This window comes from Ensifer soli (assembly GCF_041928815.1).
GTDB lineage: Bacteria > Pseudomonadota > Alphaproteobacteria > Rhizobiales > Rhizobiaceae > JBHFEI01.
In genome coordinates this window covers 155,654-169,835 of the sequence record NZ_JBHFEI010000007.1, presented here as the reverse complement: position 1 = coordinate 169,835, position 14,182 = coordinate 155,654, and the positions used below count along the sequence as shown (strand labels likewise).

14 protein-coding genes are annotated in these 14,182 nt (G+C 66.1%); 12 read left to right on the top strand and 2 right to left on the bottom strand.

Annotated features, from left to right (window positions below; genetic code table 11):
* Nucleotides 1-3 precede the first annotated feature (3 nt).
* Entirely contained in the window at nucleotides 4-699 is a 696-nt protein-coding gene (locus tag ACEVQ6_RS12690; protein ID WP_374889360.1) for a D-lyxose/D-mannose family sugar isomerase, read from the top strand.
* On the opposite strand, the gene ACEVQ6_RS12685 is transcribed toward ACEVQ6_RS12690, so the two are convergent.
* Complete coding sequence (locus tag ACEVQ6_RS12685; RefSeq protein WP_374889359.1) at nucleotides 700-882, bottom strand: hypothetical protein; 183 nt, start codon at nucleotides 880-882, stop codon at nucleotides 700-702.
* A gap of 372 nt (nucleotides 883-1,254) precedes the next feature.
* Here ACEVQ6_RS12685 and repA point away from each other — a divergent pair, with 372 nt between their 5' ends.
* Both repA and repB read left to right on the top strand, forming a co-directional pair.
* A complete protein-coding gene (repA, locus tag ACEVQ6_RS12680; RefSeq protein ID WP_374889358.1) occupies nucleotides 1,255-2,451 on the top strand; it encodes a plasmid partitioning protein RepA in 1,197 nt (398 codons plus the stop codon).
* Between the two features lie 2 nt (nucleotides 2,452-2,453).
* A complete protein-coding gene (gene repB, locus ACEVQ6_RS12675; protein ID WP_374889357.1) occupies nucleotides 2,454-3,488 on the top strand; it encodes a plasmid partitioning protein RepB in 1,035 nt (344 codons plus the stop codon).
* On the opposite strand, the gene ACEVQ6_RS12670 is transcribed toward repB, so the two are convergent.
* Nucleotides 3,473-4,123 carry a sulfite oxidase-like oxidoreductase gene (locus tag ACEVQ6_RS12670; protein WP_374889356.1) on the bottom strand — a complete coding sequence of 217 codons (651 nt, stop codon included), beginning with the start codon at nucleotides 4,121-4,123 and terminating at the stop codon, nucleotides 3,473-3,475. The genes repB and ACEVQ6_RS12670 overlap by 16 nt on opposite strands.
* Before the next feature lie 214 nt (nucleotides 4,124-4,337).
* On the opposite strand from ACEVQ6_RS12670, the gene ACEVQ6_RS12665 reads away from it, so the two are divergent.
* The 9 genes from ACEVQ6_RS12665 to ACEVQ6_RS12625 all read left to right on the top strand — a co-directional run bounded on the left by ACEVQ6_RS12665 (nucleotide 4,338) and on the right by ACEVQ6_RS12625 (nucleotide 14,174).
* On the top strand, nucleotides 4,338-4,796 hold the full coding sequence (locus tag ACEVQ6_RS12665) for an RrF2 family transcriptional regulator (RefSeq protein ID WP_374889355.1): 459 nt from the start codon (nucleotides 4,338-4,340) through the stop codon (nucleotides 4,794-4,796).
* Between the two features lie 157 nt (nucleotides 4,797-4,953).
* Nucleotides 4,954-6,258: a nicotinate phosphoribosyltransferase gene (gene pncB, locus ACEVQ6_RS12660; protein ID WP_374889354.1), complete on the top strand. Its 1,305-nt coding sequence runs from the start codon at nucleotides 4,954-4,956 to the stop codon at nucleotides 6,256-6,258.
* A 145-nt stretch (nucleotides 6,259-6,403) separates the two neighbouring features.
* Nucleotides 6,404-7,174: a glucose-1-phosphate cytidylyltransferase gene (rfbF, locus tag ACEVQ6_RS12655; RefSeq protein ID WP_374889353.1), complete on the top strand. Its 771-nt coding sequence runs from the start codon at nucleotides 6,404-6,406 to the stop codon at nucleotides 7,172-7,174.
* A gap of 113 nt (nucleotides 7,175-7,287) precedes the next feature.
* Nucleotides 7,288-8,388 carry a hypothetical protein gene (locus tag ACEVQ6_RS12650; RefSeq protein WP_374889352.1) on the top strand — a complete coding sequence of 367 codons (1,101 nt, stop codon included), beginning with the start codon at nucleotides 7,288-7,290 and terminating at the stop codon, nucleotides 8,386-8,388.
* A 51-nt stretch (nucleotides 8,389-8,439) separates the two neighbouring features.
* Complete coding sequence (locus ACEVQ6_RS12645; RefSeq protein WP_374889351.1) at nucleotides 8,440-9,690, top strand: glycosyltransferase family 2 protein; 1,251 nt, start codon at nucleotides 8,440-8,442, stop codon at nucleotides 9,688-9,690.
* Entirely contained in the window at nucleotides 9,687-10,952 is a 1,266-nt protein-coding gene (locus tag ACEVQ6_RS12640; RefSeq protein WP_374889350.1) for a glycosyltransferase family 2 protein, read from the top strand. The genes ACEVQ6_RS12645 and ACEVQ6_RS12640 overlap by 4 nt, the downstream gene beginning before the upstream one ends.
* Nucleotides 10,953-10,988: 36 nt before the next feature.
* On the top strand, nucleotides 10,989-12,059 hold the full coding sequence (locus ACEVQ6_RS12635; protein WP_374889349.1) for a radical SAM/SPASM domain-containing protein: 1,071 nt from the start codon (nucleotides 10,989-10,991) through the stop codon (nucleotides 12,057-12,059).
* On the top strand, nucleotides 12,049-13,068 hold the full coding sequence (locus ACEVQ6_RS12630) for a radical SAM/SPASM domain-containing protein (protein WP_374889348.1): 1,020 nt from the start codon (nucleotides 12,049-12,051) through the stop codon (nucleotides 13,066-13,068). The genes ACEVQ6_RS12635 and ACEVQ6_RS12630 overlap by 11 nt, the downstream gene beginning before the upstream one ends.
* Entirely contained in the window at nucleotides 13,065-14,174 is a 1,110-nt protein-coding gene (locus tag ACEVQ6_RS12625) for a class I SAM-dependent methyltransferase (protein ID WP_374889347.1), read from the top strand. Before ACEVQ6_RS12630 ends, ACEVQ6_RS12625 begins: the two co-directional genes overlap by 4 nt.
* The last annotated feature ends 8 nt before the right edge of the window (nucleotides 14,175-14,182 follow it).

Here is a 14,182-nt window from a genome sequence, read left to right as displayed (position 1 = left end):
ATCATGACCACCGTCAAGCGCAGCGAGATCAACCGCATCATCCGCGAGAGCGAAGCCTTCATGCGGGGGCACGGCTACATCCTGCCGCCCTTCGCGCACTGGACGCCGGAGGAGATGAAGGCGCGCGGTTCCGAGATCGCCGGCATCACCGGCGCCAGCCTTGGCTGGGACATCACCGATTTCGGCCTCGGCGATTTCGCCGCGACCGGCCTGATCCTCTTCACCGTGCGCAACGGAAGGTTCGAGGACCTGAAGCGCGGGCGCGGCATGCTCTATGCCGAAAAGGCGATGATCTCGCGCAAGGATCAGGTGACGCCCATGCACCGCCACGATCTCAAGGCCGAGGACATCATCAATCGCGGCGGCGGCACGCTGGTCCTGGAACTCTACGGCGACACGGACGGTGCCTGCGACCGGTCGAAAGGGGTGACGGTGGCGACCGACGGGATCGTGCGGACCATCGCGCCCGGAGAACGGCTGCGGCTCGCGCCCGGCGAGAGCGTGACGCTGATCCCCGGCGACTGGCACGCCTTCTGGGGCGAGGGTGGCGACGTCTTCGTCGCCGAGGTCTCGACCGTCAACGACGACGCCACCGACAACGTCTTCGAGGATCCGGCGGTCACCCGCTTCTCCGGCATCGAGGAGGACGAGGCGCCGTTCCGCCTGCTCGTCTCCGACTACAGGACCTGGCTCGGCTGATCAGTAGAACAGGTGCCAGGGGGTCATGAAGGCCCGCTCGAATTCGATCTCGCGCTCCCGGTCGACCGTCTCGGTCCTTTCCGGGCGCGCCTCGCGCACTGTGCGATCCTCCGGTGCGTGCGTCTTGCCGCGCTTCAGTGGCGCGGTGAAGTAGCCAAGGCTCATTCCGCCGAGATAGAACATGCCAAACCCCTGTTTTCCCGTCCCTTCGTCGCGAGGGATCGGTGAAACTCTGCCACAAGCGTAGCGCCTGTCAATAGTCCATAAATTTAATGAATTATTCGGCGGTCAATGACAGGCCTTGGCGCAGGAACGGGCATTCGGGACGCAAACGGAGCGCCGGGACGTCCCTGACGAAAGGATCTGCCCTTGCCGGGTGTTCCACCGTGTCCGTCCCGAGCCCGCGTTGTCCGCGGACAACCGCTGCCGCAGCTTAGTGTCTCGCCGGTTGTCCGCGGACAACGGCGATATTTACATTTTGGTAACCATCGAAACCTATGCTAACTGCGCAGAACAAAGCCGATCGAGATGATTTGCGCAGTTTGAGAGGGTGCGATGGCGCAGCAGAGAATGGCCGTGGCGGAGGTGCAGGAGCACCTGCCGTCGATGCTGGCCCAGGACGCGCAGGAGCTGGCGCATCAGTTGCAGGAGCATCAGCGCAAGACCTTCCCGCCGATGTCGCAGAAATCGATGCGGCCGTTCTCGCCGGCCGAAGCCGCCGCCTTCATCGGCATCGGCGAGGGCTATCTGCGCCAGGTGGCGCTCGAGGGCCATGGGCCGGAGCCGCTGGCGAACGGCCGGCGGCTCTATTCGGTCGCCGACATCGAGCGGATCCGCCATGTCCTCGACGAGGGCAACAAGGCGGGCAAATACGTGCCGCACCGCCGTGCGGGCGAGAAGCTGCAGGTCGTCTCGGTGATGAACTTCAAGGGTGGCTCCGGCAAGACGACGACCGCGGCCCATCTCGCGCAATATGTGGCGCTGCGCGGCTACCGCACGCTGGCGATCGACCTCGATCCGCAGGCCTCGCTTTCCGCGCTCTTCGGCCACCAGCCGGAGCTCGACGTCGGCGAGAACGAGACGCTCTACGGCGCGATCCGCTACCAGAATGCCCGCCCCGTCAGCGACATCGTCCGCACCACCTATATCGAGCGGCTGCACATCATCCCCGGCAATCTCGAACTGATGGAGTTCGAGCACGAGACGCCGCGGGCGATGACCGCCGGCACCGCCGAGACGATGTTCTTCGCCCGCATCGGCGACGTGCTCGCCGACATCGAGCAGTTCTACGACGTCGTCGTCATCGACTGCCCGCCGCAGCTCGGCTTCCTCACCATGTCGGCGCTCTGCGCCGCGACCTCCGTGCTGATCACCGTGCATCCGCAGATGCTCGACGTCATGTCGATGTCGCAGTTCCTGTCGATGACCAGCGAACTGATGGCGGTGGTCGAGAATGCCGGCGGCCGGACGAGCTACGACTGGATGCGCTATCTCGTCACCCGCTTCGAGCCGAATGACGGGCCGCAGAGCCAGATGACCGGTTTCATGCGGGCGATCTTCGGCAACCGCATGCTGCAGCACGCCATGCTGAAATCGACCGCCGTTTCCGATGCGGGCGTGACCAAGCAGACGCTCTACGAGGTCGACCGGGCGCAGTTCACCCGCGGCACCTATGACCGGGCGATGGAATCGCTCACCGCCGTCAACAGCGAGATCGAGGCGCTCCTGCGCGGCGTCTGGGGAAGGAAGTAGTCATGGCCCGCAAGAACCTCATCGGCATTTCCGAGACGCCATCGCCCGCTCCGGACGCGGAGGCCGGCCGCGCCGGGCCGCCCGGCCGGCCGATCGCCGGCTTCGTCCCGCCGCCGCGCGTACCGGGCCAGGTCGGCGGCATCACCCGCTCGCTCTCCAACATCACCCAGAAGGTCGAACGCGCCGAGGCGCTGGAGCGCCAGCTCGCCGAGGGCCAGGCGGTGGTCGAGCTCGATCCCGACCTCGTCGACGGCTCCTTCGTCGCCGACCGGCTCGGCGTCAGCGCCGAGGACCGCGCCTCGCTCACGGCCCAGATCCGCGAGCATGGCCAGCAGGTGCCGATCCTCGTGCGCCCGCATCCGGACGTGAGGGGCCGCTACCAGGTCGCCTACGGCCATCGCCGCCTGGCGGCGGCGCGCGATCTCAGGATCCGGGTCAAGGCCGTGGTGCGCTCGCTCAGCGACGAGCAGCTGATCGTCAGCCAGGGGCAGGAGAACAATGCCCGCACCGATCTCTCCTACATTGAGCGGGCGCTGTTTGCCGCGCGGCTCGAGGATCGCGGCTTTGCCCGCGACACGATCATGTCGGCGCTCGGCGTCGACAAGGCGGCGCTGTCGCGGATGATCGCCGTCGTGCGGCGCCTGCCGGTGGCGCTGATCGAGGCGATCGGCCCGGCCGGTGCCTTCGGCCGGCGCCGCTGGATCGAGCTGACCGAGCGGCTGGAAAGGGCGGACGCTCCCGACCGGGCCCTCGCGCTCGCCGCCCGGCCCGGCTTTGCCGCGCTCGACACCGACCAGCGCTTCCAGTCGGTCTTCGATGCGCTCGCCGAAAGGGGCGGGGAGGAGGGCGCGCGCGCCGAGCCCTGGATTGCCCCGGACCGCTCGTCGCCGCTGAAGATCCGCGAGGGACGGACGGAAACGATCTTCGCCGTCAGCCGCAAGTCGGCCCCCGGCTTCGACGACTTCCTGCGGGGAAAGCTCGCCGGCCTCTATGACGAATACCGCGCCGCGCGCAAGGCCGGTCAGTCGTCCGAGTAACGCTCCTCGGCCCAGGGATCGCCGCGCATGTGATACCCGTTGCGCTCCCAGAAGCCGGCTTCGTCTTTCGCGCGGAAATCGATGCCGCGGATCCACTTGGCGCTTTTCCAGAAATAGAGGTGGGGCACGACGAGCCGCACCGGCCCGCCATGCTCGCGCGTCAGCGGCAGGCCTTCCCAGGCGGTGGCGAGCAGCGCGTTGTCGACGGCGAAATCGGCGAGCGGCAGGTTGGTCGTGTAGCCGTCATAGCTCGTCAGCATGACGAAGCGGGCCTCCGGCTTCGGCATGACGTGGTCGAGAAGGTCGCGGGTCGAAACGCCTTCCCAGTGATTGTCGTAGCGCGACCAGGTGGTGACGCAGTGGATGTCGGAGAGATGGGCGCTCTGCGGCAGCGCGGCGAAGCCGTCGCGGTCGAGCGAGACCGGATGCTCGACGAGGCCGGTCACGTCGAGGCGCCAGTGGCGCGCGTCGATCACCGGCGTCTGGCCGAGATCGAGCACCGGCCAGCCGGTGACGAGATGCTGGCCGGGCGGCAGGCGTTCGGTGGCGGGCCGCCCCTCGCGGCCGGTCAGGAAGCGTCCCTCCGCCGCCCAGCGCCGCTTGGTCGCGGTCAGCTTGCTGTCCTTTTCCGTCATCGGCGTCTCCTTCCGGCGTGTCGTTCCTCGCGTCAGAAAACCGGTCGGGCCGCGCCGGTCAAGCAGGAACGGGGCCGGGGCACGCCAATTCCGACAAAATCCATGCAGTTTATGGGCTGGCGCCTTGTGATCGCCATCGTCCTGATGTACCTCCAGAGCCTGCCCCGCCGCAAGGTCGGCGCCGGCGTCGCATCCTTTCCCGAAGTGAAGAGACATGCTGACCAAAAAAGGAAAATACGGACTGAAGGCGCTGGCGGACCTGGCGACCCTCGGCCCGGGCGAGACCGCATTCGTCACCGACATCGCCAAGCGCAACAACATTCCGAAGAAATTCCTCGACACGATCCTTCTCGAACTGCGCAATGCCGGCATGCTGCGCTCGAAGAAGGGCCCGGGCGGCGGCTATTCCCTGTCGAAGCCGGCGGACGAGATCCGCATCGGCCAGGTGATCCGAACCCTCGACGGTCCGCTCGCGCCGATCCGCTGCGCCAGCCGCACCGCCTTCGAGGCCTGTGACGACTGCGCCGATCCGGGTCGATGTCAGGTCCGCCGCTCGATGAGCGAGGTGCGCGACGCGATGGCGGCGGTGCTCGACACGATGACGCTGGCGGAATTCGCCGTTCCCGGCGCCAATGTCGACGACGACGTGCCGCTTGCGGCACAGGCCGGCTGAGCCGCTCGTGTCGATTTAAATCCGTCTCTGATCGATGGAACCGGTGCCGTTCGACGCAGGCCGCACCCTTGTGGCGCGAGGACGGACATGGCATGACGGCGCAAAGGACGTGGCGCGTCGTGAGGCCCACGCGGGCTACCGGTGAGGAGACACGTCGATGACCAAGACGGACCTGGCAAGGCGGGTGTACAACCACGCCTTCAAGCTCGATCCGATCGTGCGCAGCCTGCTCGATACGGATTTCTACAAGCTCCTGATGCTGCAGATGATCTGGAAGCTCTATCCGGACGTCGACGCGACCTTCACGCTGATCAACCGGACGAAGACGGTCTTCCTCGCCGAGGAGATCGACGAGCAGGAGCTGCGCGAGCAGCTCGACCATGCCCGCAGCCTGAAATTCACCAAGAAGGAGATGATCTGGCTCGCCGGCAACACCTTCTACGGCCGCAAACAGATCTTCTCGCCGGAATTCCTCGCCTGGCTCGCCGACTTCCGCCTGCCGGACTACGAGCTGAAGCGCAACGACAAGCAGTACGAACTGACCTTTCCCGGACGCTGGGCCGAGACGACGCTCTGGGAGATCCCCGCGCTCGCCATCATCAACGAGCTGCGCTCGCGCGCGGCGATGAAGGGGCTCGGACGCTTCACCCTCGATGTCCTCTATGCGCGGGCGAAGGCGAAGATGTGGTCGAAGGTCGAGCGGCTGCGCGCCCATCCGGATCTGAGGATCTCCGATTTCGGCACGCGCCGACGCCACTCCTTCCTCTGGCAGCGCTGGTGCGTCGAGGCGTTGAAGGAAGGCATCGGCCCGGCCTTTTCCGGCACCAGCAACGTGCTCCTCGCCATGGACACCGACCTCGAGGCGCTCGGCACGAATGCCCATGAACTGCCGATGGTGGCGGCGGCACTGGCGCGCACCAAGGTCGAGCTTGCCGCGTCGCCCTACAAGGTGCTGCAGGACTGGAACCAGCTCTATGGCGGCAACCTTCTGATCGTGCTGCCCGACGCCTTCGGCACCGCGGCATTCCTGCGCGACGCGCCCGACTGGGTCGCCGACTGGACCGGCTTCCGCCCGGACAGCGCGCCGCCGATCGAGGGCGGCGAGAAGATCATCGCCTGGTGGGAGAAGATGGGCCGCGACCCGCGCGAGAAGCTCCTGATCTTCTCCGACGGCCTCGACGTCGACACGATCATCGATACCTACCGCCACTTCAACGGCCGGGTGCGCATGAGCTTCGGCTGGGGCACCAACCTCACCAACGACTTCGCCGGCTGCGCCCCGACCGAGATCGGCGGGCTGAACCCGATCTCGATCGTCTGCAAGGTCAGCGAGGCGAACGGGCGCCCGGCGGTGAAGCTCTCGGACAATCCGCGCAAGGCGACCGGTGACCCGAAAGAGGTCGAGCGCTATCTTGGCATCTTCGGCCGCGAGGACTTCGTCGAGACGGCCGTGCGCGTCTGACGGGAAAGCCCCGCGCCAGCCTGGCATGGGAGGATCGCGGACCACGACGTCGATCCCGGAATGCCGCCATGCCTTACACGACACCTCCCGGCGGGGCCCATCGCCCCGGTCTCGCGCCACGCTGTTCCTTGACGGGGACGCGCGCATGAAGGCCGTCATTCTCGCAGGCGGGCTCGGCTCGCGCATCGCCGAGGAGACGCACCTCAAGCCGAAGCCGATGATCGAGATCGGCGGCCGGCCGATCCTCTGGCACGTGATGAAGCTCTATCACACGCACGGCATCCGCGACTTCATCATCTGCTGCGGCTTCCGTGGCTATGTGATCAAGGAATATTTCGCCAATTACGGCCTGCACATGTCGGACATCACCTTCGACCTGAAGACGAACCAGATGCAGTTCCACCGCCAGAGTGCCGAGAACTGGCGGGTGACGCTGGTCGACACCGGCGAGACCTCGATGACCGGCGGGCGCCTGCGCCGTGTCGCCGATTACCTGAAGGACGAGGACGCCTTCTGCTTCACCTATGGCGACGGCGTCAGCAATGTCGACATCGCCGCCACCATCGCCTTCCACCGCAGCCACGGGCGGCTCGCAACCGTGACGGCGGTCCGGCCGCCGGCGCGCTTCGGCGCGCTGAAGCTCGACGGCGACGACGTGCGCGGCTTCGTCGAGAAGCCGGAAGGCGAGGGGGGCTTCATCAATGGCGGCTTCTTCGTGCTCTCGCCGAAATGCATCGACCGGATCGACGGCGACGACACGGTCTGGGAGGGCGAACCCTTGTCCTCGCTTGCCGAGGACGGCGAGCTGAAGGCCTATTTCCACACCGGCTTCTTCCAGCCGATGGATACGCTGCGCGACAAGGTGCATCTCGAAAACCTCTGGCAGGGCGGGGCCCCGCCCTGGAAGAGCTGGTAGCGGCCGTCCGGCCGCCGCCAAAGCCTCGCTCAAGCTTCGGCGTCTAGGCTCGCGCAGCAGGCTGGCATCCGACCATGCGCCTGCCAGATCTTTGCCGATCCCGAGGAGCGCCCATGACCGTCACCTTCTGCATTCCCGTTTCCGCAGCCGATGCCGCGCCCTCGCGTCTCGTCGCCGCGCTGACGGCCGGAAGCGACGACATCGAGATCGTCGTCGCGGCGCCGGAAGCGATCGCCGGTGACCTGCCCGCCCTTTCCGCCGATCCGCGCCTGCGCCTCGTCACGGCCCCGCTCGATCCGGGCGACCTGCGCGCCCTCTGGCGCCTGGCGCTCGAAAACGCCACCGGCGACTGGGTGACGCTGGTCGAGCCCGGCGACATGATCGAGGCCGGCCTTGCCGCGCTCAGCGGCTTCGTCGAAGGGGTGGCGCCTTCCGCCGACGCGATCGGCTGGAACACCTTCCAGATCGACCCGCGCCAGGACGCCGCCGCCGCCGATTCCGTCGCCGTGCCGACCTCCTTCAACGTGCACACCTTCGAGAAGACGGCCATGCTCAAGGCCTTCTTCTACTGGCAGGGCAGCCTCGACGTGCCGAAGGTGCCCTTCGGCGTCTTCCACGGCCTCGTGCGCCGCCCGCTTCTCGAAACGATGCTCGCCATTCCCGACGCCATGCCCTGGACGACGCCGGTGCCGCGTTTCGAATGGACGGCGAAGACGGTGCTGTGCGCCGATGCGCTGGTCTTCTGCGCCCGGCCGATGTCGGCGATCAATGCGCTGCCCTTCGACGCCGTGCCGGTCGCGCCCGGCGGCTTTCCGCTCCATGCTGGGATCGGCATCACAGCGGCGGTCGCGGAAGCGCAGTTTTACGTGCTGCGCAGCCTCGGCTCGGACTGGCTCGGCGCCGAGGCCGACTTCATCCGCGCCTGCATCATCGACTGCATGAAGGAAGTGGAACCCGCCCGTTTCGAGGCGAAGGCGCGCGCCTATGGCGCCGCGCTCGCGGCGCTGGATCCCGCGCTCGCCCGTGCCTTCCAGCCCCAGTTCCGCGGCCGGCCGCCGCGCGACACGCGGCGCGGCCTGCACGGCGACACGCTGATGGTCGACCGCTTCCTCGGCGGCGCGCGCGACGCGCAGGACTTCTTCGGCGTCGTGCGGGCGATGATCGCGCCGCTCGATTTCATCGGCACCAATGTCGTGCGCGCCGGCGTCGTCTGATCCCGTGATGCCGCCACTTTTCCGCTCCCGCCTGTCACCGGAAGGATGATGATGCGCACCCGACCCTTGCTGAGCATCTGCGTTCCCTCGCGAAACCGCCAGTTCTATTTCAAGGACACGATCCTTTATCTGGTGAAGAGCCTGCGCACCGACGTCGAATTCGTCTTCTCCGACAATTCCGACGACGCCTCGATCATGATCGACTTCATGAAGGAGCTCGACGGCGATCCGCGCATCGTCTTCCTCCCGTCCGCCGACCGGGTCCTGTCGATGCAGGACAACTGGGAGCGGACGATGGAGGCGACCAGCGGCGACTGGATCTGCATCGTCGGCGACGACGACATGGTCGATCCGGAGGCCGCCGAACTGATCCGCCGCACGCTGGCGCTGAAGCCGCACACGGAAGCGATCGCCTGGAGCCGGCCCTGCTACATCTGGCCGAAGCCCGGCCGGCGCCCGCTCAGCGTCATCGTCGAGCTCGGCAGGGACGTCACCGACGTCCGCCGCTCGACCATGTGGGAGCGCTACTATCTCTGGGGCACGACGTCTGCCGGCATCCCGCAATGCCCGTTCAGCATCTACCACGCCGCGATCTCGCGCGACCTGATGCTCAGGATCAGGAAGCGCTTCGGCGGGCGCTACTTCGAGTATCCGGCGCCAGACCTCGAGATGACGCTGAAGATCCTGACCTATGCCAAGCATCTGGTCTATTCGCAGCGCCCCTATTCCGTCGCCGGCATCTGCCCGGAAAGCAACGGATCGAGCTTCGGCGACATCAAGCGGATCAAGGAAATCCAGCAGAATTTCGCCCGCGACCTCGGCCGCGACATGGAGAAGGACGACCACTTCGCCGATTTTCCCTTCCCCTCCTATCTCGGCAACTGCATCATCATCGCCCAGGCGCAGATCTGGTTCAAGCGCAAGTACAATATCGAGTTCTCCGGCTGGGAGGAGAATTTCGTCAAGGCCTGCGCGCTCGGCTGCGAATATCTGAAGACCGAGGAAGACTACGACATCGCCATCGCCGACTATCGCGAGGGCTTCGCCAGGTGGCGCGGCGGCGCCTATGCCCATCTCTTCGCGCCGCGCCCCTATGCGCCGCCGGCGGACGTGCCGAAATACACCGGCGTGATCCACCACACCAATGTCAGCCTTCTCTATCTCGACGAGGAGATCGGCGGCGCCAGGACGCTCGGCACCTTCTACGATCACATGCTGCAGATCATCCCGACGATCGACGAGCTCGATTTCAGCAATGTAGGGGCCCTCGACCGCGAGGAACGGCAGAAGGCGTCGGCATGACCCACCCCCGCCTGTCGATCTGCGTGCCCTCGCGCAACCGGCCGAAGACCTTCCAGGAAACGATCCGCAGCCTGGTGTCCAACCTGCGCTTCGACGTCGAATTCGTCTTCACCGACAATTCCGACGATCCCGCGCCGATGAACGACTTCATGCGCGAGGTTGCCCGCGACCCGCGCGTCGTCTGGCAGCCCTCCACCGGCGCGACGCTGTCGATGATGAGGAACTGGGAGCGCTGCGTCTCCGGCGCCACCGGCGACTGGGTCATCGTGATCGGCGACGACGACTATGCCGATCCGGACGTGATCGACGTCATCGACCGGATCGAGGCGACGGGTACTCCCGTCGACGCGATCACCTGGGGGCGGCTCGCCTACAACTGGCCGGACAACCGGGCGCGGCCGTGCAACGTGATGGTCAAGCTCGGTACCGGCATTCACAAGGTGGAGCGCGAGACGCTGATCGGCGCGATGTTCCGCTGGGAAGGCGCGGGCGAGACGCCGAACTCGCCCTTCGGCATCTATCACGGCGCCCTGTCGCGCCACGCGCTCGACACGCTCAAGGCCCGGTTCGGCTGCGTCTTCGAGTTCCCGGTCGTCGACTACGAAAGCATCATCAAGATGCTCTTCGTCGCCCGCGGCTTCGCCTATGTCGAGCGGCCCTATTCCGTGCTCGGCGCCTGCGCCGCCAGCAATTCCGGCGGCAACGGCGACGCGGCCGAACTCCAGAAGCGCTACGAGGCCTTCATGGCCGATCTCGGCCGCAACCTCGACCACGATCCGGACCTGAAGGATTTCCCCTTCACCTCCAATCTCGGCGTCGCCGCCGCGGTGGCGCAGGTGCAGCACTGGTACAAGACGCGCAACGGCTATCGCGTCACCGGCTGGGAGAAGCGCTTCGCCGAGGCCTGTGCCCGCAGCTGCTCGAACGCCCTGACCGAGATCGCCTACCGGCAGATGTGCGACGGCTACGGCCTCGCCTTCGACCGCTGGGAGGGCGGGCGGCACAGGAAGCATTTCCGGCCGGAATGGCAACCGGTCCGCGCCACGGGCTACCGCGTGTTTACCGGCCGCGAGGGGGACCGGCTCTATCTCGACGAGGCGATCGGCGGCGTCGAAACGCCCCGCGCGCTCTACGACCTCATCGACCAGATCGTCGTGCCGGGCAAGGAGCTGGACCTGCGCTTCGCGGCGCCCGCCCGCGCCGCCTCCGGCGGTCCGCCCCCGCTCACCGCGTCAGGGTCGGGCAAGTCACGCCGGCGATAATGAGCAAGAGTTCTGAAATCGGGAAAGTCACACGATATGCGCCTGGACATTGAGCAGAAGATTCAGCCTCGCATCGAGGCGGCGCGCACGGCGCTCGGCGAAGTCGTGCCGCTGCGCACCCCTTACGTCGTCTTCATCGATCCCTCGAGCGCGTGCAACTTCAAGTGCACCTTCTGCCCGACCGGCGACCGCGAGCTGATCAAGTCGACGGGGCGCTACCAGGGCAACCTGTCGCTCGGCGAATACCACAAGATCATTTCCGACATCGCCGAATTCGACGACCAGCTGAAAGTCCTGCGCCTCTACAAGGACGGCGAGCCGCTGCTCAACAAGAACCTGCCGACGATGATCCAGATCGCGTCCGAGGCGAAGGTGGCGAAGATCATCGACACCACCACCAACGGCTATCTGCTGAACGGCGAGATCGGCGAGAAGCTGATCTCGGCCGGCCTCAACCGCGTCAACATCTCGATCGACGGGCTCGACGAGGAGCAGTTCTGGAAGTTCACCAAGGCCAAGGTGGACATGCCGAAGTTCGTGCAGGGGATCAAGGACTTCTATTCCGTCTCCGGCGAGTGCCAGGTGGTGATCAAGACCACGTCCGAGATCATCGGCAAGGAGAGCCACGACAGGTTCTACGATCTCTTCGGCGACCACTGCGACAAGATCTTCGTCGAGAACACCTCGCCCTGCTGGCCCGACTTCGACGTCGAGGAGCGGATGAACATCAAGATCACCACCGGCCTCTACGGCAACGAGATCGAGGACGTGCAGGTCTGCCCCTATCTCTTCTATTCGATCTCGGTCAATTCGGACTCCTCGATCAGCGCCTGCTTCGTCGACTGGTCGCGCGGCCTTCGTGTCGGCTCGCTGCGCGACACCAGCCTCAAGGAGATCTGGACGGGTCCCGAGATGCAGTCGCACCGGCTCGCCCATCTCCAGGGCCTGCGCAAGAACCACGGCGTCTGCGGCAAGTGCAGCCAGGTGACGCACTGCAAGGCCGACAATGTCGACGCCGACAGGGACAAGATGCTGGCGGCCTTCAGCGTGCTGCCGGACACGTTCTTCAGCAAGGCCGTCCTGGAGGGATACAGCCGTGGGCATTGAAATGGATCCCAACAAGGTCTTCATGCTGCCGAAGGCCTATCCGCGCGAATCGCTCGGCAACCTCCTGCCGCTGCCAAACCCGATCTCGATGCAGATCGACCCGGCCTCGCTCTGCAACTTCAAGTGCAGCTTCTGCCCGACCGGCGACCCCCACCTGATCAAGGCGTCCGGGCGCGGGCAGATGTTCATGAAGCTCGACCTCTTCCAGAAGATCATGGACGATGTCGGCAAGTTCGAACGCCCGCTGAAGGTGCTGAAGCTCTTCAAGGACGGCGAGCCGATGCTCAACCCGAACTTCATCGAGATGGTCAAGGCGGCCAAGCGGGTCGGAAAGGTCGAGCGCGTCGAGACGACGTCGAACGGCTCGAAGATCGCGCCCGGCTTCAGCGAGAAGCTGGTCGAGAGCGGCATCGACCGCGTCGTGCTGTCGATCGAGGGCGTCACCTCCGAGCGCTACCTGAAATTCGCCCGGGTGAAGTTCGATTTCGACGCCTTCGTCGAGAAGGTCCGCCATCTCTATTCGATCCGCGGCGACATGAAGCTGCATGTCAAGACGGTGGCGCAGAACCTCGACTACACGATCGGCGAGGACCGGATGTTCTTCGACACGTTCGGCCCGATCTCCGACGGCATCTTCATCGAGAACACGGTGGCGAGCTGGCCGAGCTTCGCCGTCGCCGACGCCGTGCACAAGGACATCGACGCCTACGGGCGCCAGACGGTGCACAAGGAGATCTGCCCCTATCTCTTCTACTCGCTGTCGATCAATGCCGACGGCATCGTCTCGCCCTGCTGCGTCGACTGGAACCGCGAGCTCGCCATCGGCGACCTGAAAACGGACTCGATCATGGACATCTGGCACGGCGAGAAGCTGCGGGAGCTCCGCCACGCCCATGTCTTCGGCGGCCTGTCCTCGGTCTCGTCGTGCAGTTCCTGCGGCCAGGTCCATGCCTGTACCCATGACAATCTCGACGGCCACCGCGAACAGTTGAAGAAGCAGCTTTCATGAGCGTCACGGAAGAACAGCTCGGCGCGGCGCTCGCCACCGGCCGCTTTGCGCTCATCGGCGCCGGCCAGCTTGGCGAGATGGCGCTGGCGCTCTGGCCGGCCGGGGTGGAGAAGCCCGCCTTCATCCTCGATTCGAGGAAGCGCGGCACGCTCGGCGGCATCGAGATCCGCGACCTTACCGACCACCAGCCGGTCGAGGGCATCACCTATCTGCTCAGCGCCTTCAAGATGCCGACGGCCGAGGTCGACGGCATCTTCGCCCGGCTCGGCCAGCCGATGGTGCTGACCGTCTACGATTTCTTCGACCACCATTCCCCGGCGATCTTTTCCAACGGCTGGCGCAACCTCGAGGCCGACGATGCCACCCGGGCAAGGCTCGCGGCGCTGCCGGCGCTGTTTTCCGATGCCGAGTCCGGCGCGATCCTCGAGGCGGTCGGCGCCTGGCGCTACGACCGCGTGCTGAGACACGACTATCCGGTCGGACCGGAAGGATCGAAATACGATCTCGGCCTGTTCGGCCGCGCGGACACCCATTACGACCGCGTCTACGATTGCGGCGCCTTCGACCTCGGCCTCGTCGACTATTTCGATCCCGCGGGGATCACCTTCGGCCGCTATCTCGCCTTCGAACCGGATCCCCGCAATTTCGCGACCTGCGAGCGGAGGAAGGCGAGGCTTGACGACCGGCGCGCGGCGGCGATCACGATCGACGCCCACCCCGTCTACGACCGGCCGGGCAGCCACGCCTTTCTTGCCAATGGCCAGCTCTCGGCGCGCATCACCGGCGAAGGCGCGCTCGGCCATCCGGCGCTGATGGACCTCGACGCGGTGACGCTCGACGATGTCCACGCGGAGACCGGCGGAGCCGCCGGCGGCCGCGTGCTGATCAAGCTGCATGTCGAGGCGGCCGAGCCGCTGGCGCTCGCCGGCGCGCGCCGGCTGATCGCGGCGACGAGGAGCGACATCCTCGTCAACATCTCCCATGACGAACGGTCGCTGCTGGAGATCCCGGCGGTTCTCGCCGGCTTCGGCGCCCACGACCTCTATCTCCGCTCCCATTCCCTGTTCGGCGAGGGGCTGACCCTGTTCGCCCGCCACAAAGATTGAAAAGAGAG